Here is a 20,395-nt window from a genome sequence, read left to right as displayed (position 1 = left end):
GGTCAGTTGGTGATGAGGCCGTTTTCATAGGCGAAGATCACTGCGTGCACCCGATCGCGCAGTTCAAGCTTGGAGAGCACACGGCCGACATGTGTCTTCACCGTCGACTCCGTCAAGAAGTATTTTGCCGCGATCTCGTTGTTTGACAGCCCCTCGGCCATGGCACCGAGTATGTCGCGCTCGCGCGGCGTCAGCACGGAGACCGCGTCGAGCGCTCCCTGTTCGGACGTGGCCGGTAGCGCCCCGCCGAACAGGTCCAGCATCCGTTTTGTGACGCGGGGAGACACGACCGCGTCGCCGGCAGCCACCGAACGGATGGCGGAGAGCAGTTCGGCAGGTCGAGCATCTTTCAGTAGAAAGCCGCTTGCGCCCGCACGGAGCCCGCCGAACGCGTACTCGTCGAGATCGAAGGTGGTGAGCACGATCACCCGCGTTTCCGGCAACTCTGCAACGATCTGGCGGGTCGCGGCGATGCCGTCGAGGCCCGGCATCCGCACGTCCATCAAGACGATCCCTGGGCGAAGAGCCGCTGCGCGCGCGATCGCCTCGCGGCCATCGGATGCCTCGCCGACGACCGCGAGATCGGGCTCCGCGTCCAGCACCATGCGGAAGCCCATGCGCACGAGCGACTGGTCGTCAACGATCAGGATGCGAATTTGCGCGTTCCCGGGCACGCTTGCGGCCGAATGCGCGTCGCGAATGGGGTCTGTCATGTTGATTCGCCGTTCTCGAGCGGGTGGAGGGTCACGGCGACGCGCCAGCCGCCGCTCGGGCGCGGCCCCGACTCGAGTGTGCCGCGATGCAGCGCGACTCGTTCGCGCATGCCGACAAGTCCCCGGCCGGCGCCGTGGGTCGCCGTGTGCGAGGTGGTGTCGCTCACCGGGGCGCGAGCGACGCCGCTGTCATCAATGCGGATGCGCACGGCATCCGGTTGGTAGGTCACGGTCACCTCAACATGAGCAGCGCCGCTTGCGTGCCGCAGCACGTTCGTGAGCGACTCCTGCACGACGCGATACACGGTGAGTTGCAGGCCGGGGTCGTCCGGCGCCGCGCCGGTGACCGATAGCCGGGCGGGCAGCCCTGCGCTGCGGAACCTCTGGATCAGTTCCGCGATGTCCGATGCGCGCGGCTGAGGCTCCAAGGCTGCCCCCGTAGGGGCCTCCACGTCTGCAGGCCGTTGCTCCTGCGCGAGCTCCTGCGCCTGCTCCTGCTCCTGTGCAAGGGCCGGTTTCGACGCAGGTGCGGGTTCGGCGAGCACGTCGAGCATCCGCCGCATGTCGGTCAGCGCGTGCCTGCCGGTCTCCGCGACCTGACGCATGGCATCCGTCGCGCGTTCGGGATCAACTGAGGCAAGGGCTGCGGAGCCGTCGGCCAAACTCACCATCACGGTGAGGCTGTGCGAGACGATGTCGTGCATCTCACGTGCGATGCGAGCCCGTTCGGCTGCCGTTGCGAGTTGGGCCTGCTGATCACGCTCACGGGCGAGTTGCGCGGCGCGGTCGATCAGGGCCTGAAGGTACCGCTTGCGGTTTCCGATGTTCACGCCGATGAGCACGGCGAGCAGCATGAACACCGCCCAGGTGGCGACCGGCTGACTTGCCTCGTTGAAACCCAGCAGTTGAGGGAATGGCAGGAAGGCGCCTGCGGCGACGGCTGCGGCCGCGCAGGCGAGTCCGATCCATGCTGCCCGATTCGATCGGTAAACGGCGACCGCGTACAGGGTGAGACAGACACCGAACGCCAGGTATCCCCTTTGCGATGACATCGTGACGAACGTGCATACGGTCGTGACTGCGAGGGCCCACAACGGTGCGCGACGGCGGAACAGAACGGCCGCACCGGAACCGGCGGCGAGAATGGGGCCCGTGACGGCCACGAGAGCGTGCCCGTTCACCGTCGGGCTCAGGACCGCGACGCTGACACTCCCGATGAACGCAGGAAGCACGTATACGGCTGCGATGAGAGAATCGGTCCACCACGGATGCCTGGCCCAGAAGCGGCGAATGACGCCAGGTGGTTTCGGCAGAGACAGATCTCCCTCGGCCGCGGAAGCCGCGCGGCCGAGGGAGCTGTCGTGAGCCGACCGGCGTCGATCCGGTGTCTGCCGATCCGGCACCTGTCGATCCGTCATGACTGGACTCTACGCGTCCCGTCGTTTGACCAGCACAGCGGCAAGGACGCCGAACACCAGCACCCAGCCAACGAGCACGGCGAGGCCTTCCCAGCTGGTCAGGTCGACGAGGCCTGCAGTGTGCGTCGCGGGTTGGGTTGGCGAGCTGGCGACACTGTCCTGGTATGCGAAGATTTTGCCGCCGGCCTCGGACGGCAGGAATGCTGCAACGTTTTGAATCCAGACCGCCTGCGTGAGGTTTGCGATGATGCGCAGAACTGCCGGCACGACCAGGAGCAACCCCAGTATCGACGCGATCGCGCCTGCGCTGCTGCGCACCATTGTGCCGAACGTGAAGGCGAGCAGCGCGATCAGCGTTAGGTAGCCTGCGCCGCCGATCAGCGGCAACAACACCGACCAATCCGACAGTGCCGGATCGATTCCCTTGCCTGCCAGCAGAGGAATGGCAACGAACGCCGTTGCGACGATCGAGACGAGTCCGATCACGAAGGTGCTCACCGCCAGCACGACCGCCTTGCCGATGTATGCTCCGATGCGGCCGGGCACAGCGGCGAAGGTCGAGCGGATCATGCCGGTCGAGTACTCGCCGGTGATGACGAGCGCCCCGAGCACAGCGACGATCAGCTGCGTGAAGTTGACACCGAGTGTCGCCACCTGCACCATCACGGCGTTGCTTTGATCGGCGGTCAGTGCCGGGCCGGAGTGTGTGAAGGTGAGGGCCAGAAGCGCTCCGAAGCCGATGGTCAGCAGAACGATGAGCCCGTAGCACCACACGGTGGAGCGAAGGCTGCGCAACTTGATCCACTCGCTGCGCACGATGCCACTGAAACGCAGACGGACATTCTCGAACGCTGGGTCGGGTGTGTGTGTTGCCTGCATTGCCGTTGCACTCATCGGGAAACCTCCGTGCGGTATTCGACGTCGTCGTGGGTGAGTTCGAGGTACGCCTCTTCGAGGGACGCGCTGACGGGCGTCAGTTCGTGGAGTACGACCCCGGATGCCGCGGCCGCCTCGCCGATCTGGGCGGCGGTGATGCCCACAATCTCCAAAACGCCGGCCTCCGTACTGGAGACCGTGATGTCGGGGCCCGCGATGCGTTCGGCAAGAAGCTGCGCCTGGGGAGTCCGCACTCTCACCGAATTGTGAGTCGCCCCGTTCAGAATCTCCGCCACCGGAGCATCCGCGAGCACGCGGCCCCGGCCGAGCACCACGATGTGGTCCGCGGTCTGCGCCATCTCACTCATGAGGTGCGAGGAGAGGAACACTGTACGCCCTTCGGACGCGTAGTGCCGTGCGAGTTTGCGCACCCAGACCACGCCCTCCGGATCCAGGCCATTGACCGGTTCGTCGAGGATCAGCGTGCCGGGATCTCCGAGCAGCGCTGCCGCGATCCCGAGGCGTTGGCCCATGCCCAACGAGAATCCGCCGACGCGTTTGTTGGCAACGGATTCCAGGCCGGTCATCGCGATCACCTCGTGCACGCGAGACTTCGGTATGCCGTGGGTTGCGGCCATCGCCAACAAGTGGTTGTATGCGCTGCGACCGGTGTGGATCGCTTTGGCGTCGAGCAGTGCTCCGACCTCACGCAACGGCGACACCAGGTCGGCGTAACGTTTGCCCCCGACGGTGACTGTGCCGTGGGTCGGCCGGTCGAGCCCGACGATCATGCGCATCGTCGTCGACTTGCCTGCGCCGTTCGGTCCAAGGAAGCCCGTCACCCGGCCGGGCTGCACCGTGAAGCTGACATTGTCTACGGCGATCTTCTCGCCATAGCGTTTTGTAAGTCCTTCGATCTTGATCATGTATTCCAGACTAGGCATACACGAGTTGCCGGGCATCCGCCAAGCGATGGGTCTTGCAGTGTGCACGAGTCATACTGCGGTACCACCCTGGTGGTCGAGTAGCGAGCGCTAGCGAGCGTATCGAGACCCACATCGACCCCCGGTGGTCGAGTAGCGAGCGCCAGCGAGCGTATCGAGACCCACATCGCGGCTGGCGGAGTCTCGATACGCCTGCTCGCTGCGCTCGCGGGCTACTCGACCAGCGAGGGTGACGCCTGCTCGCTGCGCTCGCGGGCTACTCGACCAGCGGGAGTTACTCCGCGTCGCGCTGTTGCGCGGCCAACGCCCTCTCGATACCGGCGAAGTTCTCCACGACGAGTCGGCGCAGTGCCGCCGGCTCCGGGTTCGCGTTCAGCCACGCCTGCGTTGCATCGGCCAATTGCCGGTTGGCGAGGGGTGCAGGGTACATGCCAACGATCAGCGCGGATGCTATCGCGTAACTGCGCGTCTCCCAGATCGACTGGAGTGCGGCGAAGTACGGTGCGACGAACGGCTCGAGTAGGCTCGTGTCTGCCGCGCGCTGGAAGCCGAGCCCTGTGGTGCGCACGATGGTGTTCGGCAACTTGTCCGAATCGAACACGCTGGCGAACGCCGCCTGCTTGCCTGCAGCGGTCGGGATCGCTGCGCGCGCATGAGCGGCGGACTGCGCACCGGTCGCCGTGTTGTCATCTGCCAGAGCGGCGTCGATCTCGACTTCGCCGGCCTTGCCTCCTGCCACGAGTGCGATCAACAGCTCCCAGCTGAGGTCGGTGTCGATGTCGAGCCCATCGAGAGTCCGTTCGCCGTCGCGTAGTGCGCGGATGGCGCCGAGATGCTCATCGGTGGACGCGAGTGCCGCGAAGAACTTGACGAACTGGAACTGTGCATCGCTGCCCGCCTGCGCTTGCTGGGCCAACACCCACAGAGCGGATGCCGCCTCCTGCGTCGTGCGGACTTGCTCGTCGGGCACCACATAGGTTGAAGCCGTGAGCGCCAACTGGTTCAAAACCGTGCGGATCGTGGTCGACTCTGTCTCGCTGGCGATGTTGTTCAACACCAGCTTCACGAAATCGCTCGGCCGCGTCTCCGCGTCGCGAGTGGAATCCCACACGGATCCCCAGACGATCGAGCGCGCCAGAGGACTCTGAATTTTGTCGAGGTGCTCGATGGCAACCGTCAAGGACGTCTCATCAAGCCGGATCTTGGCGTAAGCCAGGTCGTCGTCGTTGAGCAGCACGAGATCGGGACGGGCGAGCCCGACGAGCTCGGTGACATCCGTTCGCTCGCCGGCGACGTCGAGTTCGACGCGGTGCTCACGAACCAACTCGCCGTCACGGAGGTTATAGAAACCGATCGCGAGACGGTGAGGACGAATCGTCGGGTAGTCGGCGGGCGCGGATTGCAGAACGGCGAAGCTAGTGACGATGCCGACGGCATCCGTCAAGATCTCGGGTCGCAGCGTGTTGACTCCGGCGGTTTCCAGCCACAGTTTCGACCATTCGGTGAGGTCGCGGCCGCTTGTCGCCTCGAGTTCGACAAGCAGGTCGCGCAGTTCGGTGTTTCCGTACTGGTGCTTTTTGAAGTAGCGGCCGACTCCGGCGAGGAAGTCGTCCTGACCAACCCACGCCACCAACTGCTTGAGCACGGAGGCGCCCTTGGCGTAGGTGATCCCATCGAAGTTGACCTGCACGTCTTCGAGGTCGTTGATCGTTGCGACGATCGGGTGGGTCGACGGCAGCTGGTCCTGCTTGTATGCCCAGCTCTTCTCCATCGCGGCAAAGGTGGTCCAGGCCTCGGTCCACTCTGTGGCTTCCGCGACGGCGAAGGTCGACATGTACTCGGCGAACGACTCATTCAGCCACAGGTCGTTCCACCACTTCATGGTGACGAGGTCGCCGAACCACATGTGCGCCAGCTCGTGCAGGATCGTGACCACGCGGCGTTCCTTGATGGCGTCGGTCACCTTCGAGCGGAAGACGTAAGTCTCTGTGAACGTGATCGCGCCCGCATTCTCCATCGCCCCGGCGTTGAACTCGGGAACGAACAACTGGTCGTACTTCTCAAACGGATACGCGTAGTCGAATTTCTCCTCGTAGAACGCGAAGCCCTGACGCGTCTTCTCGAAAATGTAGTCGGCATCGAGATACTGAGCGAGCGAGGCACGCGCGAACACACCGAGCGGGATGGTGCGACCGTCGCGGCTCGTCAGCTCACTGCGCACACTCACGTACGGGCCTGCGATCAGGGCGGTGATGTATGAGGAGATCACGGGGGATGGCGCGAACGTCCACGTTTTGGATTTTGTCCCTCCGTTCCCTGAGCTTGCCGAAGGGTTCGACGGAGCATCGACCGGCTCCGGTGTCGGCGAGTTGCTGACGACCTGCCAGTGCGCCGGTGCTGTCACGGTGAATTGGAACGTCGCCTTGAGGTCGGGCTGCTCGAATACGGCGAACATCCGCCGGGAATCTGGCACCTCGAACTGACTGTAGAGATACACCTCGCCGTCGACCGGGTCGACGAAGCGGTGCAAACCTTCACCGGTGTTGGTGTAGATCGCGTCTGCGACGACAGTGAGCTCGTTCTCGGCCTTCAGGTTCGGCAACTGGATGCGCACGCCGTCACTGACCGCAGCCGGGTCGAGCGGCTCACCGTTGAGAGTCACGGAATGCACCGTGCGGGTGATGGCGTCGATGAACGTCGACGCCCCTGGTGTCGCCGAGAAGCGTACGGTCGTCGTGCTGAGGAACGTCTCGTCGCCGGTGGTGAGATCAAGTGCGATCTCATAACTGTGGGTTGAGACGATACCGGCGCGAGTAGCGGCTTCGACGCGGGTGAGGTTTTCTCCGGGCAACAGTGCCTCCTGATCGATGTGGATTGTGTCCAACGATCAAGCGTAGTCGGCGCTCACGGTGGTCGAGTAGCGGCCGAGCGCCAGCACTCCGGTGGTCGAGTAGCGGCCGAGCGCCAGCGAGGTCGTGTATCGAGACCCGGCTGTGTGGGCCACGGGGTCTCGATATGCCTGCTCGCTGCGCTCGCGGGCTACTCGACCAGCGGAGGGATACCCCTGCTCGCCCTTCTGCTCAGGGACCGAAGCTCGCGGGCTACTCGACAGCGCACTCGGGAACAACTCGCGGGGTGCGCGGTTAGATAGAAGTATGACCTCTGATGAAAAGACTGCCGTAGATTTTTGGTTCGACCCCTCATGCCCGTGGGCGTGGATGGCGTCACGTTGGGTGGACGAGGTGGCGAAACACCGTGCACTCGACGTCACCTGGCACATTATGAGCCTGGCCGTTCTCAACGAGGACAAGGACGTCACGGATGACTATCGCGCGTTCTTCCCGCGTGCCCTCCGCTATACGCGGCTGGTTGCCGCCGTGCAGGAGCTGCACGGTCAACAATTCGTGAAGCCTCTCTATGACGCGCTCGGATCTCGCATCCACCCGGGCGGCAGCAAGAACGCTGACGAGGTGATCCCGGCAGCGCTGGCCGATGTCGGTCTCCCGGCAGACCTCGCCCGTTATGCGGACAGCGACGAGTATGACGAGCAGATGCGCGCGAGCCATTTCGACGGGATCAATCGCGTCGGCCAGGATGTCGGTACGCCGGTCATCGCGGTGAACGGCACGGCATTTTTCGGGCCGGTCATTTCGCCGACACCGCGCGGAGAGCAGGCGCTGAGGTTGTGGGACGGCGTTGTTGCGGCGGCGGCATACGACGGTTTCTTCGAGCTCAAGCGCAGCCGCACCCGCGAGCCCATTTTCGACTGAGTGCAGCTGCCCCTCAATAGGATGGATGCCATGCGCATCCATATCGCCACGGACCACGCCGGCCTCGAATTCAGTCGCGATCTGCAGGAGCACCTGCGCTCTGCGGGACACGAAGTGATCGATCATGGCCCGTCCAACTATGACCCGATCGACGACTACCCGGCGTTCTGCATCAACGCGGCCAAGGGTGTCGCGGCCGACCAGCAAGCCGGAGTCGAGGCTCTCGGCATCGTGTTCGGCGGGTCTGGAAATGGCGAGCAGATTTCGGCGAACAAGGTTCACGGCATCCGCGCGGCCTTGGTCTGGAGCCTGCCCACGGCGTTGCTGGCCCGCCAGCACAACGATGCCAACGTAATTTCGATCGGCGCACGGCAGCACACCGTCGAAGAAGCCACGAGCTTCATCGACGCGTTTCTAGCGGAACCGTTCTCGTTCGAGGAGCGCCACGTTCGCCGGATCGGGCAGCTTGCCGAATTCGAGGCGACCGGCGACATTGCGGGCAAGAACGTCGATGCCTGAGGGGCACTCCGTCCATCGAATCGCCCGGCAATTCGCGCGCAACTTCGTGGGGGATCAGGTTGCCGTCTCGTCCCCACAGGGCCGTTTCGCCTCGGGTGCGGCGCAGCTGAACGGGCGCACCATGGTGGATGCGCGTGCGGTCGGAAAGCAGATGTTCCTCGAGTTCGACAACGAACTGTGGCTGCGCGTGCACCTGGGGATCTACGGCGCGTGGGACTTCGCCGGCGAGATCTCGACGGATGCGACCATCCGCTCTGCGGGCGGCAGGATGGGACAGACGAACCAGCGTGGCACCGTGCTTGACGATGCAGCGCTGAACAACACAGCGCTGAACAACACAGCGCTGAATGACAAGGCGGGCGAAGATTCCATACGTTCGATCGGCGCGCCACGCAAAGCGCGGCTGCGGATGTCGGAGTCCGAAAAGGAAGACGACAGCGATTTCGTGTTCCCGCCGGAACCGGTCGGCGCGGTGCGGGTGCGCCTGCTGACCGAGAAGGCAGTAGCCGATCTGCGCGGTCCGACCGCGTGCGAAGTGCTGGAGTCTGCTGGGGTTCAGGCCGTGATCGACAGGCTTGGCCCCGACCCGATCAACGACTCGTCTGCAGAGGCAGAGCAGCGGTTCGTCACCGCGGTGCGCAAGAAGCAGTCGCCGATCGGACTACTTCTAATGGATCAGTCGATCGTCAGTGGCATCGGCAACGTCTATCGTGCCGAAATGCTCTTTCGCGCCCGGCTGAACCCGCACACCCCCGGCGCGCACGTGCCGGAAGAGACCGTGCGCGCACTTTGGCAGGACTGGGTCTATCTGCTGAAGCTCGGCGTCGCAACCGGTCAGATGATGACGATGGATGACCTCGACGACGCCGCATATCTGAAGGCGATGGCAAGCCGAGACGACCGGCACTGGGTGTACAAGCGCGAAGGTCTGCCCTGCCGCGTCTGCGGGACGAACATCGTCCTGGAGCTGATGGCCTCGCGCAAGCTGTATTGGTGTCCGAAGGATCAGGCCTAGCGCTATTCCGATGGCGGAGTAGCGAGGAAAAGACGGTGGTCGAGTAGCGAGCGCCAAAGACGGTGGTCGAGTAGCGAGCGCCAGCGAGCGTATCGAGACCCGTATCGAGACCCGTATCAACCCGACCAATCGACAGACTCGCAGGTAAGGTGCATCCATGCGACAGAATCCGAGCTTCACATTGACCGATCCGATCGAGATCAGGCGCCTGATTCGGGAGAACCCCTGGGCGGTTCTGGTGAGCCAGACGGATGCTGGATTGGTCGCGTCGCACTACCCGGTTTTGCTCGACGACACCCGCGAGGAGATCTCGATCGTCAGCCACGTCGGCAAGCCGGACGAGCAGGTGCTCGAGCTCGGTCAGCACGAATTGCTGGTGATCATCCAAGGGCCCCACGGCTACATATCACCGGGCTGGTACGACGGGAAACCGGCCGTGCCCACCTGGAACTTCACTGTCGCACACCTGACCGGGGTGCCGGAGATTCTGACCGATGAGGAGAACTATGCCGTTCTGGCGGCGCTCGTCGATCACTTCGAGGATCGGATGCCGCACCCCCGGCGGATGGCTGGCACCCCCGAGAATGCGGACTATGCAAAGCGCATTATGACGGGCACAGTCGGTTTTCGGCTCACACCGACAACAATTGTCGCGAAGAACAAGATGAGTCAGAACAAGCCCGCGGAGACTGTCGACACGGTTATCCGCGAACTCGACGGCGACGGCCCGTATGCAACCGAGGCGCTCGCCGCCCAGATGCGACGAACGCACGAACGGATGCGCGCAGCCCGTGCCGAACGCTGATTTCTACTCGCTGATGTGTGCGAAGAGGAACCAGCGGTCCTTGTCCAGACCGCGGGCGATCTCGACGGCGACATCCTGACTCGTCTGGTCCAACTCGTCGAGCTCGGCGACGGCGGTGTTCACGGCCGCGAGAGCGACATCGATGTGACCGATGATCTCGGCGATCGACTGGTTCGATTGTTGAAATCCGGCGGTCAGCGGCGCGGTCGCCGTCTTGGCCGCCACGGTCTCCAGGCGCGCGTCGACCGGCAGACCAAGTGCGATGATCCGCTCGGCGGCCAGGTCGGCCCACTCTTGCGCATGCGCAACGATTGTGTCGAGCAGTTCGTGCACGCCGACGAAGTTTGCTCCGCGCACATGCCAGTGCGCCTGTTTGCCGTTGACAACGAGCGCGGTCAACTCCACCACGATGGGGCTCAGAAACTGCGCGACGCCTGCTGCAACGTCAGGATTCGAAACACTCTGCGGAACGGTGACGGTGTTCGTCATTGGTCTTCCCCTTTGCTTTGCTTGTCTTCCGTGTCAACGCTACGCGGCCTGCATAATTCCTCAAGCAAGCTGAGGCTCGGCTTACCTCATGCCGAACCGGCGCTCACCGCAGCGCGGAAATCTTCAGCACCACCGAGCGGATGTTGCGGATCCGCTGTTCGTAGCGTGCCGCGAGCACAATCAGGATGATGCCGCCCGCGCCAAGCCACATCCACCATTGCGTCGCCGCGTACGCGTCGGCGATCCACGGCCACAGCTGCACCAGTGCATGCACCAATACGACGACACCGCCCAGCAGGAACGGAGCCTGAAGCTTCAGGACCAACCCGGCCACGAACACGGCAATGGCGACGACCCCGAGGGCGACGAGGCGCCAGAGAGCATCGTCGGTGAACCCGATCACCAGCGAGGGCACGAGCAGTACGGCCACGCCAGGGCCGAGCCACGGCCAGCTCCGAGCCGTCGGAACGCGGTCCAATTGAATCGCCCCGGACAGCAACAGTGCAATCGCCACCGGTACGGTCACGATTTCGATCGGCGTCGGCGCCAGGCGAGAGGCATCGACGACGATTGTGATCGCAGCAATCGTGATCGCAAGCCAGCCGACGGTCGGGGTAAGCGGAGGCGTCCGCAGCCAGTATGTCAGGGCGTGCACTGCGGACATCAAGCACGTCAGCAGCACGATGTGCAGCACCGGTTGTCCCCGCCCGGAGGCCGCGTGCTCGCCGAAGGTGATCAGAAGCAGTGCCGCGACCATCAGCGCGATACTGGCGCGGCGGCGCAACGCGACGGCAGCGCCGTCCCCGCGGCGAACGAGGAGAAACGCCGCTACAACCAGAACAGCGCAGGCGGTGAGCGCCCAGACCTCGATAATCCACGGTGCGCCCCGCGTGGAACCGTATGCATGAACGATACGACCGGATGCGATGAGCACGACACCGAGAGCACCCGGGAGTCCGATCGCGGCACAGTAAGCGACGGCGCCCGAGGTCCATCGGGCTGCACTGGCGACAATGAGGAGGGTCGCGCTGACGCCGCCGACGATGATCGGGCGCAGGATGCCGCCATCGGATGATGCGGGTGTCAGCGGAATGACCGCCAATGGAATTATTGCTACGGACAGCGCGGCCAGCAGAAGAACTGCCGCGCCCGCGCTGGCGTGCGCGGCGTGAGCGCTCGGGCCAAATCGCCACACGAGCATGGCCAGGACGAGCAACGCCGCCGCGACCGGGAGCACGTAGAGTTCGAGCGCATCCACGCCGCTACGGCCCAGACCGATCCAGAGGGCCGCAGTGCCGACCGCGAGGGCGATCCAACCGGCGTGGCGACGCACGGACCGCGACGCGAACAGGCCGTCGGCGTCGATCGCAGCGAGCAGGAAGGCCAGCGCGACGAGCAGCAGCACGAGCCACGTCGCATCCGGTGCAGCGAAAGCGGCGATGCCGCCCGCCCAGCAGAACGTGAGCGCTGCCCCGAGCTCGAGGGCGACGCGATCACGGGCAGGTGATCGTCCGCGCCGCAGTGAATCCGTGCGCGTTCGCGGTGGCGAGATTCCGATGACGAGCGCAATTGCGCACCCGAGCAGTGCCGCCGCCGCGATGACGACCACCCGGACTGTTGTGCCGGTGGCGGCCCCGGTCGTCCAGGCATTGGTTTCCGTGAGCGTTACGATCGCGGACGCGGCGAGGGCGACGACAGGCGCGAGGCCGGCGATTCCGAGCAGCCGCTCACGCCGGAGGCCAGCAGGGTTGCCGCGCGCGACCAGCCACACGATCGGTGCGATCAGCAAGATGGTCGCGCGGCCGAGACTGCCGAGAGGTTCGGGAAACAGCAGACCTGCGTCGCCGCGAGACGTGAGGTGCGCAAAGGCGGGAAGCAACAGGATTGCGAACGTGCTGGTCGGTAGCAACAGGAGCCAGAACGTGGTACGCCGCTCGAGCGGGCGCAGCGCTCGACGCCACGGCAGTGCGACCACTAGTTGCAACACTGCAGTACTCAGCGCGATGCCGCCGAGGACGTTGAAGGTCGTGGTCGTGATGCTGGGGGAGCGGCCCAACGTCAGCGCCCAGGGTGCGATTCCGCTTGCGATGACGGCCAGAGCCGCAGCGACAGGCAGGAGCACGGCGCGTGCGACTGCTCGCGAGCTTCCGCGCACCAGGTAGCGGGAAAAGAAGGCGATGAGGATCGCACCGACGGATCCGATCCACCAGGTGCCCGATGTCGCCCAGCTGACGAAGTAGCCCAAAACGGCCGCGACGATCATCGTGGTGAGCAGCACCGCTCGGAGCCGCCCGACGCGCAGTGTTCCTCGCGTGTCGAGCAGCAGAACGACACAACTTGCCGCTGCGATCACGAGGTAGCTGAGCACGATCGGCAGGAGCGCGGTTGCAAACGCGACCGCGAGAAGCAGGGTGCCGGCGGCGCACCACGCGAGCGAGAGCATCCGGGTGCGGAGGAGTTTCTGGGCCGCCCAAGCCGCAGCGGCCAACACCGCAACACCCGGCAGGGTCAGCAGGGCCCACCCGTTGATCGGTGGAGGGAAGCTGAACGGGTCGACTACGGCATCGATGCCGGTGCGGATACCGCCGCTGACGCCGTAGCTCAACGCCTCGATCGTTGGGACGGCTGCTGCGACGACGGTGGCCAGGAGTGAGCCGGCGGCGAGGACCAGCGCGGTCACTGCGGCAGCGGTCACGATGGAGCGAGCCGGAGCCGGGCGCTGTTGCAGCGTTGGAAACCGGCGCCGTGCCGCCTCCACTGCCAGCGCAATTGCAAGAGCGGCAAGGGTGGAGACGGTCACCGCGAGCGTGGGGCTGTTGAGCCGTGAAGCGAATTGCGGAACGAGCATGACCAGGTTGAGCACGACAAGGCAGGCGATGGTCGCCGGGATAGCGGTGGCAGGCGCAGGCTGCGACTCTCGGCGCATCCGCAGGAGAACGGCAATGTGCAGCAGGCCGACAGCGACGATCAACGGCACCCACCAGGCGGGAGCCCAAGTGTATTGGGGTTGCGCGAGCCAGCTTGCTAAGCCCGCCAGCGCAAGCGACGCGACCAAGATTACGAACAGGACTACTCGCTCTGCTGCCCGATTGTGAGACGGCCACCACGAACTGCGCGTCTGGAGCGTCGCCCGATACGCCATCGTCGCGAGCGCGGCCGCGAGGCAGGCGAGCAGCGTGCTGGTGGCACCGTCGAGTCGGTTCGTGAGTGCGGCGACGAGCAGTCCGCTCGCGGGTGCCAGCAGGGTGAAGCCTGCAACGCTCGCTACCCGCAGGTTGGACATGATGTGCCACACGAGAAAAATCGCTGTACAGTCCATCAGGGCTGCGCCCCAGTAGAGCAATCCGTCGAGCTGGCCGGCGCCGAACATGTCGTTGCTGCGGATCGCCCAGGCGTCAAGCAGCACGAGCACAACCGCGAAGACGGCGATGCCTTCCGCCGTCGCGGTCAGCCGTTTGCGCCGCAGCACTCCGCCGACGATGAGTGCGGTCGCGGTGAGCGCGCCCACAATTGCGGAGCGTACTTCGAGGCCGGTGACCAGCCAGGCGACGGTCAGAAAGAAGATCGCGGCGATTGACACGAGTGACACGCCGACGATCAACAGTGCGATTTGCACCGTTGAGTTCCTGCGAGGGCGCCGCGAGGGAGGCTCGGGAGCGAGTGGGTGCGGGGATGTTGGTGTTGGTGGCGGTGGCAGGGGCGGAGTCGAGCTGGTCTGGATCGGAGCTATGGATGCGGATGTGGGTGTGGAGGTGGTTGTTGGTGCGATCTGGATTGGCGGGGGATAGCGAGCCTCTGCTCGCTGCGCGGCGTACGCGGCCGCTTGCGCTGCGTAAGCGGCCGCTGCCGCCGCCTGTTCCCGCCGCATCGTAGCAATGAGCCTCTGTCGCGCGTCTTCTGCGACAATCAGCTGTGTCGACGCTGCAAGCAACTCGGCAGCGCGTGGCCCGCGCAGGTCCAGCCCGCACGCCGTGCAGTATGGACCAGCGAGGCGACTGAAGCACGCGGGGCAGCGCGTCGTGTCTGTCAGCCAGTTCGGGTCAGCAGGCCATTCGCGCGGCTCGCGGGGTTGGCCGGCATTGTGCGGTGCGTCGGTCATGCGAACACTCTGGCAGAGGTCGGCAGCGTGTCGAGCTATTTCGGCCGATCTGTGGAGAACTGGGATGCCACCTCGAACAGCGTCTCTTCTCGCCCGGCGTACACCCCGTCGGCGCGCGGCCAGTGAGTGATCACATCGGTGAAGCCGAACTCGGCGGCCCGGCCGACGGCATCCGTGAAGCTGTTCACGCTTTCGAGGGCGAATTGCGGTGACGCATCCAGGCTGAGATAGCGGTCGATGCTCTGTGGTGCGCGGCCGGCATTGGCGAGCGTCTCGTCGAGCCGGGCGGACAGTTCCGCAACGCTCCGCCACCAGGTGTCGAGGGAATCGGATTGCCGGCCAAGCGTCACCCAGCCGTCGCCGAGTTCCGCGACGAGTTGCAAGCCTTTCGGCCCGTCGGCGGCGATGATGAACGGCAGCCGCGGCGGCTGTGCAGGTTCGCCGACCATGCGTGCTTTGCGTGCGGTGAACCAGTCGCCGTCGAAGCTGATTCCGCCGCTTCCGGGCTCTTCGAATCGCAGCAGAGCATCCAACCCGCGCACGAATTCGACGAATCGCTCGTGGCGTTGCCGTGGTGTCAGTTGCGGATAGCCGAGCACGTATGCGTCGAAGCCGGTGCCGCCCGAGCCGACACCGAGCAGAAACCGACCGCCTGACACGTCATCAACGGTCGCGAGATCCTTGGCGAACGGCACCGGATGCCGAAAGTTCGGCGACGTCACGAACGTGCCGAGCCGGATCGTCGAGGTGACGGATGCCGCGGCCGTCAGCGTCGGAATCGTCGCGCCCCAGCGCTGATCCGCCAAACTTTGCCACGACAGGTGATCGTAGGTCCAGGCATGATCGAAACCGAGCCCTTCCGCGCTCTGCCACGTGCGCCGGGCCTCACTCCACTGTGCCTGCGGCAGGATGACGATTCCGTGTCTCATGCGCCCAACTCTACGGAAGAGATGGGCGATGATTGGGTCATTTCTGTGTTAGCTACGCGCTGACGAGTTGGGCAGCGCGCTGATGAGAGACGCCGAGAACCGACCCGACGTCAGCGAGCGTGAGGTTCTGAGCACGTAGCATGCGGGCAACGGCACGGTTCTCTTCCGCAGCCACCCGTCGAGCCTCGGCCTCGGCCGCACGCGCCTCGGCCAGCCGCTGCAGGCGTTCGGTGATCGCCTCGGGTAGTTTTAGCTCCACATGAACCTCAGGAGCTTCCTCTCCCGTCATGACCGTAATCAGGTCGGCCGCCATGGTCTGAATTTCACCGACATTGCGCGCCTGTGTGACGCGGTCGATCGCGGGCACGCGAACAAGCCAGAATCGGCCGTCGAGTTCAGCTGTGACTTCGTACATCACTTCCACCACCTTTGTCCTAACTGGGCTTGACATTCTTTGAAGATCTCGATCGCGAACCGATCGCCGATCTCGTTGTGTCGCGCTATGGGGATGATCGTGTCACCGAGGGTATAAACGTCGTGGTTTGCGCCGTTGCGGACGAGTTCCCACGTGATGCCTTGGCGTTTGGCTTCTGCGGCGATCTTCTTGAGGAGGTCCCTGCGCTTCATTGTAACGATTCTAGGACGTACTTGCAAGTAGTGCAAGAGCCGGATTGCAACATGATATTGCGGCGAACCATTCGAGCTCCTGCACACTGTCCTCGTCGGCGCCGTCCTCGGTGCGCACGGCCGCACGCGCCGAGGTGCAGGTGAACACCGCTCGCCATAGTGCTCGATAACTTTCCGGCGTGTCACGTTGTGATGCTGCTCTGTGCGTTGGCAACCCTGCGTACGGCTGAGGTGCAGGGAATGGCGAATCGGGACGTTCTCCTGTCGGCGACGGGCGCCCACATCGAGGTTCGCCATGCATCAAACGCATAAACAGGGCCTGGACGGTCAGCACGCCGAAGTCGAAGCATTCGTCCTGCGATCTGCCACTTCTCGAAGGGACGTCGATAGCGGACCTGAAGATCTACCCTCTGGCGCACCGACGCTCAGCCGACCCTGACGCGCTGATCTGGCCTGCTCGTAGTAGCGGATTTCGTGAGCTCGACTTCTAGCGGAACATCGATTGCGGATTGGTTTTGCAGTACTACGGCTCCCAGGCCGTCGGCCTGGGGTTACTACCCGAGACGTTCTGGCACGACCTCCGACACACCTACGCATCTTTGATGCTGGCCACTGCCGCCGCGCCACACAAGCTGAGCCAGTGGATGGGCACGCATTGCTGGTCACTACCGACACCGTGTACGGCACCCTGTGCCCGAGCGACTACGCGGCCGACATCGCCGCGTTCGAGGCGTTCGCAGTTCAGGCACAATCTGATTAGGAATTCCGACCACGCCTTGATGTCCTGTGACACACCGGCGTTGCCGTGGATGATTCTGCTGACAATTGCCATACTGATGGCAACTCATCTTTGGGAGGCGAGCGTGCCAAGAGGCAAACAGCGCAACTATCCGGCCATTGAACTTTCCCGTGCCCTTGCTGTAGCAAGAGTCATAGTAGACGAAGCCTCTTCACAGGCCGTTTCGAAACTTACCCTCGCCGGGTTGCTCGACACTACGCCAACGTCCAGTGCATTTCGCGATTTAGTTGCGGCGTCAAGACTCTATGGGTTAACAAGCGGTGGTATCAACAGTGACTCGTTCACCGTTACTGCTCTGGGCGAGAAGTCAGTTGGTGGAGACGAAGTTGCGAGAGACACAGCGCTCAAGCGGGCGGTTCAGAACGTTACACCGTACAAGCGATTTATCGACGCATACGTTTCCAAGAAGATTCCGGCAGCTGCTCCTCTGAAAGACTTTATGACTGGGGAAGGAGGCGTTGAAGTAGACCGTGTAGATGAGGCGACTCAGTTCTTGCTGGCCGATCTGGAAACGGCAGGCTTCATTGTGGATATGAAGGGTGGAAAGTGGGTCAATACTTCTGGATCAGCGGCCGCGATTGGCCTAGCCGCATCGTCGTCAGCTCAGGGTGAAGCTGAGGCAGGCGATAACTTCGAGTCGGAAGGCGATGGTCAGACCGAATACGATGCCCCGGCGGATACTTCGACAAGCGGTATCACTAACCTGCAGCCTCGGCTCAAAGACCGCAGTCTTGGCACTGCGAAGAAGGTCTTTATCGCCCATGGAAAGAATCGGACGCCTCTCGATCAATTGAAGAAGGCGCTTGACCAGTTCAAAGTACAGTACGCCGTGGCAGTTGACGAACCGAACAAGGGCCGTCCGATCAGTAAGAAGGTCGCTGATCTCATGGAGCTTGATTGCTCGTCTGGGATATTCATCTTCACGGCCGACGAGCAGTTCTTCAAAGGGGACGCTGACAACCAGCAGGAGGTGTGGCGCCCGAGCGAGAATGTGGTATTTGAGCTGGGCGCCGCATCTATTTTATATGACACGCGTATTGTCATCTTCAAGGAGAAGGGCGTGTCATTCCCGAGCGATTTTAGCGACTTGGGGTACATCGAGTTTGAGAAAGACCAGCTTGTCGCTGAGCTAGGCGCTCTCTTCTCCGAACTGGTTGCGCTCGACATCCTGGAGGTCCGCGCAAAAGGTTAGGACGGGGTTTACACGGGGATCTGCTCTGAGGGCTTCTTGCGCCAGCAGGCCGCGATCGCGGTGCTTGTAAGGAGAGGGGATGACGGGAATCGAACCCGCGTAATCAGTTTGGAAGACTGAGGCTCTACCATTGAGCTACATCCCCGACAACGGAGCGATCCGTTTCGCGCTGTGCAAGCCTAATGCATCGAATGCGCCGCCCGCGAAACCGCGCCCCAGCATCCGTGAGTCGCTCCGGCGACGAATCCGCTGCACCCGTCCGTGGATTCGCACGCGTCGCTTGGCCAGCGTGCATCAAACAGTCGAGCGTGCCCCAAACGGACGAGAGATGCTGCCCAGGCATGCACTCTCGTCAGAACGGGCCACGTTCGTCCATTCGACCATCGCTCGCCGCACGCCAACACAGCGAATACCTCGCAGCGCATCGCGCTGCACGCAGACCACGCGCACCTGGCACGGCGATTGGGCGCGAGAACATTCGCTAGACTGTGGGAGGTCATTTGGCTTGCCATGCGTTCACGCATGCCCGGTTAGGTGACACTCGTGGGTTGACAAAAGCGATCCGGGGCGTAGCTCAGCTTGGTAGAGCGCCCGCTTTGGGAGCGGGAGGTCGCAGGTTCGAATCCTGTCGCCCCGACCAGATCGCATCCGTCCACTTGCAGTGAACTTTGAAAAAACAGGAGATCCCCCAACGTGAAGACCACGGTCGAAAAGCTGAGCCCCACGCGCGCCAAGCTCACCATCTCGGTGACGCCGGAAGAGCTGAAGCCAGCCATCACCCATGCTTACGGACACATCGCCGAACAGGTGAACATTCCCGGCTTCCGTAAGGGCAAGGTGCCGCCGCCCATCATCGATCAACGCGTTGGCAAGGCAGCAGTGCTCGAGCACGCCGTCAACGAGGGCCTCGACGGCTTCTACCGCGCGGCCGTCGAAGAGAACTCGGTTCGCCCGCTTGGCCGCCCGGAGGCCGATATCACAGAGTGGCCGAGCGACAAGGACTACTCCGGCGACCTCCTGCTGACCATCGAGGTCGACGTGCGCCCCGAGTTCACGGTGCCCGACTACAACAAGATCGCGCTCACCGTGGATGCAGCGGAGGTCACAGACGAGGACGTCACCGCCGAGCTGGATCGTCTTCGTGAGCGCTTCGGCACCCTCATCACGGTAGACCGACCGGCCAAGACCGGTGACTTCGTGCAGATCGACCTCGTCGCGACGATCGGCGGCGAAGAGGTCGACACGGCCAGCAGCATTTCGTACGAACTCGGCTCCGGCGACCTGATCGAAGGCATCGACGAGGCACTCGACTCTCTCACCGCCGGTGAGACCACCACCTTCAACGCACCGCTGCTCGGCGGCGACCACGAGGGCGAAGAGGCAGAGATCACGGTGACCGTCATCGCCGTCAAGGAGCGCGAGCTTCCGGATGCCGACGACGATTTCGCGCAGATCGCAAGCGAATTCGACACCGTCGACGAGCTCAAGGAAAGCCTGCGCGGCGAAGCGGCCCGTGCCAAGACCTTCGGGCAGGGCAACGAGGCACGCAACCTTCTGATCGATCGGCTTCTTGAGCTCGTCGAGATCCCCATCCCCGCCCAGCTGGTCGAGGACGAGGTGCACAGGCATCTCGAGAACGAGAACCGCCTCGACGACGATGTACATCGCGCCGAGGTCGCAGAGTCCAGCGAGAAGACGTTCCGCATCCAGATCCTGCTCGACGATATCGCCGAAGCGGAGAAGGTCAAGGTCAGCCAGGACGAGCTCACGCAGTACCTGGTTCAGGGCGCAGCGCAGTACGGCATGGAGCCGAACGAGTTCATCAAGGTGCTGAGCGAAAACAACCAGATCCAGCAGATGGTCGGTGAGGTCGCACGCAACAAGGCCCTTGCCATCGTGCTCGGCCGCGCCGTTGTGACAGACAGCAACGGCGCGACCGTCGACCTGGGTGAATTCACCGCCGTCGATGACACCAGCGATGCGTCGGATGGCATCACCAGCATCCCCGTTGAAGTACCGGTTGTCGACGAAGCGGCCGAGGCCGAAGCGGCTGAAGCGGCAGCTTCTGCATCCGCTGCCGAAAACGACGAGGAAGCCGACGAGAAGCCGAAGAAGAAGTCGGCGAAGAAGTCGGCTGCCAAGAAGGACGCTGCTAAGAAGGACTGACGCGCAAGCGTGTATGCGGCCCGGGTGTCTGAGG

Annotated in this window: 16 protein-coding genes and 2 tRNA genes; 7 read left to right on the top strand and 11 right to left on the bottom strand. The window is 63.7% G+C overall.

Annotated features, from left to right (window positions below; translation table 11 throughout):
* Window positions 1-2: 2 nt before the first annotated feature.
* The 5 genes from QU604_RS12160 to pepN all read right to left on the bottom strand — a co-directional run bounded on the left by QU604_RS12160 (window position 3) and on the right by pepN (window position 6,802).
* Window positions 3-713, bottom strand: coding sequence for a response regulator (locus QU604_RS12160; RefSeq protein ID WP_308464894.1), 711 nt, complete (start codon window positions 711-713; stop codon window positions 3-5).
* The gene (locus QU604_RS12155) at window positions 710-2,131 is read right to left on the bottom strand and encodes a sensor histidine kinase (RefSeq protein ID WP_308464893.1); all 1,422 of its coding nucleotides are present in this window, start codon (window positions 2,129-2,131) and stop codon (window positions 710-712) included. The genes QU604_RS12160 and QU604_RS12155 overlap by 4 nt, the downstream gene beginning before the upstream one ends.
* Before the next feature lie 9 nt (window positions 2,132-2,140).
* Window positions 2,141-3,025 carry an ABC-2 transporter permease family protein gene (locus QU604_RS12150; protein WP_308464892.1) on the bottom strand — a complete coding sequence of 295 codons (885 nt, stop codon included), beginning with the start codon at window positions 3,023-3,025 and terminating at the stop codon, window positions 2,141-2,143.
* Window positions 3,022-3,933: an ABC transporter ATP-binding protein gene (locus tag QU604_RS12145; protein ID WP_308464891.1), complete on the bottom strand. Its 912-nt coding sequence runs from the start codon at window positions 3,931-3,933 to the stop codon at window positions 3,022-3,024. The genes QU604_RS12150 and QU604_RS12145 overlap by 4 nt, the downstream gene beginning before the upstream one ends.
* Window positions 3,934-4,225: 292 nt before the next feature.
* A complete protein-coding gene (gene pepN, locus QU604_RS12140; protein WP_308468914.1) occupies window positions 4,226-6,802 on the bottom strand; it encodes an aminopeptidase N in 2,577 nt (858 codons plus the stop codon).
* A 304-nt stretch (window positions 6,803-7,106) separates the two neighbouring features.
* Between pepN and QU604_RS12135 the strand changes: the two genes are divergently transcribed.
* From QU604_RS12135 to QU604_RS12120, 4 genes are all read left to right on the top strand, one after another.
* Complete coding sequence (locus tag QU604_RS12135; protein WP_308464890.1) at window positions 7,107-7,721, top strand: mycothiol-dependent nitroreductase Rv2466c family protein; 615 nt, start codon at window positions 7,107-7,109, stop codon at window positions 7,719-7,721.
* A 30-nt stretch (window positions 7,722-7,751) separates the two neighbouring features.
* A complete protein-coding gene (locus QU604_RS12130; RefSeq protein ID WP_308464889.1) occupies window positions 7,752-8,240 on the top strand; it encodes a ribose-5-phosphate isomerase in 489 nt (162 codons plus the stop codon).
* Window positions 8,233-9,255: an Fpg/Nei family DNA glycosylase gene (locus QU604_RS12125; RefSeq protein ID WP_308464888.1), complete on the top strand. Its 1,023-nt coding sequence runs from the start codon at window positions 8,233-8,235 to the stop codon at window positions 9,253-9,255. The genes QU604_RS12130 and QU604_RS12125 overlap by 8 nt, the downstream gene beginning before the upstream one ends.
* 157 nt (window positions 9,256-9,412) lie before the next feature.
* The gene (locus tag QU604_RS12120; RefSeq protein WP_308464887.1) at window positions 9,413-10,060 is read left to right on the top strand and encodes an FMN-binding negative transcriptional regulator; all 648 of its coding nucleotides are present in this window, start codon (window positions 9,413-9,415) and stop codon (window positions 10,058-10,060) included.
* A 3-nt stretch (window positions 10,061-10,063) separates the two neighbouring features.
* On the opposite strand, the gene QU604_RS12115 is transcribed toward QU604_RS12120, so the two are convergent.
* The 5 genes from QU604_RS12115 to QU604_RS12095 form a co-directional block, all read right to left on the bottom strand.
* On the bottom strand, window positions 10,064-10,549 hold the full coding sequence (locus QU604_RS12115) for a Dps family protein (protein WP_308464886.1): 486 nt from the start codon (window positions 10,547-10,549) through the stop codon (window positions 10,064-10,066).
* Window positions 10,550-10,652: 103 nt separating this feature from the next.
* On the bottom strand, window positions 10,653-14,165 hold the full coding sequence (locus QU604_RS12110) for an SCO7613 C-terminal domain-containing membrane protein (RefSeq protein ID WP_308464885.1): 3,513 nt from the start codon (window positions 14,163-14,165) through the stop codon (window positions 10,653-10,655).
* Between the two features lie 518 nt (window positions 14,166-14,683).
* Window positions 14,684-15,577, bottom strand: a complete 894-nt coding sequence (locus QU604_RS12105) for an LLM class flavin-dependent oxidoreductase (RefSeq protein ID WP_308464884.1) — start codon at window positions 15,575-15,577, stop codon at window positions 14,684-14,686.
* Window positions 15,578-15,629: 52 nt separating this feature from the next.
* On the bottom strand, window positions 15,630-15,992 hold the full coding sequence (locus QU604_RS12100; protein WP_308464883.1) for a hypothetical protein: 363 nt from the start codon (window positions 15,990-15,992) through the stop codon (window positions 15,630-15,632).
* A complete protein-coding gene (locus tag QU604_RS12095; protein WP_308464882.1) occupies window positions 15,992-16,204 on the bottom strand; it encodes a hypothetical protein in 213 nt (70 codons plus the stop codon). The genes QU604_RS12100 and QU604_RS12095 overlap by 1 nt, the downstream gene beginning before the upstream one ends.
* Window positions 16,205-17,013: 809 nt before the next feature.
* Here QU604_RS12095 and QU604_RS12090 point away from each other — a divergent pair.
* Entirely contained in the window at window positions 17,014-18,195 is a 1,182-nt protein-coding gene (locus tag QU604_RS12090) for a TIR domain-containing protein (RefSeq protein ID WP_308464881.1), read from the top strand.
* A gap of 74 nt (window positions 18,196-18,269) precedes the next feature.
* Here the strand turns inward: QU604_RS12090 and QU604_RS12085 are convergent.
* A tRNA-Gly gene (locus QU604_RS12085) sits at window positions 18,270-18,340 on the bottom strand.
* Between the two features lie 418 nt (window positions 18,341-18,758).
* Here QU604_RS12085 and QU604_RS12080 point away from each other — a divergent pair.
* Window positions 18,759-18,835, top strand: a tRNA-Pro gene (locus tag QU604_RS12080).
* Window positions 18,836-18,888: 53 nt separating this feature from the next.
* Window positions 18,889-20,361: a trigger factor gene (gene tig / locus QU604_RS12075; RefSeq protein ID WP_308464880.1), complete on the top strand. Its 1,473-nt coding sequence runs from the start codon at window positions 18,889-18,891 to the stop codon at window positions 20,359-20,361.
* Window positions 20,362-20,395: the final 34 nt, after the last annotated feature.

The sequence above is a fragment of the Rathayibacter sp. SW19 genome, from assembly GCF_030866825.1.
Taxonomy (GTDB): domain Bacteria; phylum Actinomycetota; class Actinomycetes; order Actinomycetales; family Microbacteriaceae; genus Rathayibacter_A; species Rathayibacter_A soli.
The sequence above is the reverse complement of the archived record's forward strand: the minus strand, read 5'-3'. Positions and strand labels throughout refer to the sequence as shown.

What these genes read in the sequence shown, in the direction of transcription:
- QU604_RS12105 (WP_308464884.1), bottom strand. Translation starts at nt 15,577, where the DNA reads ATGAGACACGGAATCGTCATCCTGCCGCAGGCACAGTGGAGTGAGGCC.
- QU604_RS12150 (WP_308464892.1), bottom strand. Translation starts at nt 3,025, where the DNA reads ATGAGTGCAACGGCAATGCAGGCAACACACACACCCGACCCAGCGTTC.
- QU604_RS12145 (WP_308464891.1), bottom strand. Translation starts at nt 3,933, where the DNA reads ATGATCAAGATCGAAGGACTTACAAAACGCTATGGCGAGAAGATCGCC.
- QU604_RS12160 (WP_308464894.1), bottom strand. Translation starts at nt 713, where the DNA reads ATGACAGACCCCATTCGCGACGCGCATTCGGCCGCAAGCGTGCCCGGG.
- QU604_RS12115 (WP_308464886.1), bottom strand. Translation starts at nt 10,549, where the DNA reads ATGACGAACACCGTCACCGTTCCGCAGAGTGTTTCGAATCCTGACGTT.
- QU604_RS12130 (WP_308464889.1), top strand. Translation starts at nt 7,752, where the DNA reads ATGCGCATCCATATCGCCACGGACCACGCCGGCCTCGAATTCAGTCGC.
- QU604_RS12090 (WP_308464881.1), top strand. Translation starts at nt 17,014, where the DNA reads ATGATTCTGCTGACAATTGCCATACTGATGGCAACTCATCTTTGGGAG.
- QU604_RS12120 (WP_308464887.1), top strand. Translation starts at nt 9,413, where the DNA reads ATGCGACAGAATCCGAGCTTCACATTGACCGATCCGATCGAGATCAGG.
- QU604_RS12100 (WP_308464883.1), bottom strand. Translation starts at nt 15,992, where the DNA reads ATGTACGAAGTCACAGCTGAACTCGACGGCCGATTCTGGCTTGTTCGC.
- QU604_RS12135 (WP_308464890.1), top strand. Translation starts at nt 7,107, where the DNA reads ATGACCTCTGATGAAAAGACTGCCGTAGATTTTTGGTTCGACCCCTCA.
- QU604_RS12155 (WP_308464893.1), bottom strand. Translation starts at nt 2,131, where the DNA reads ATGACGGATCGACAGGTGCCGGATCGGCAGACACCGGATCGACGCCGG.
- QU604_RS12125 (WP_308464888.1), top strand. Translation starts at nt 8,233, where the DNA reads ATGCCTGAGGGGCACTCCGTCCATCGAATCGCCCGGCAATTCGCGCGC.
- QU604_RS12095 (WP_308464882.1), bottom strand. Translation starts at nt 16,204, where the DNA reads ATGAAGCGCAGGGACCTCCTCAAGAAGATCGCCGCAGAAGCCAAACGC.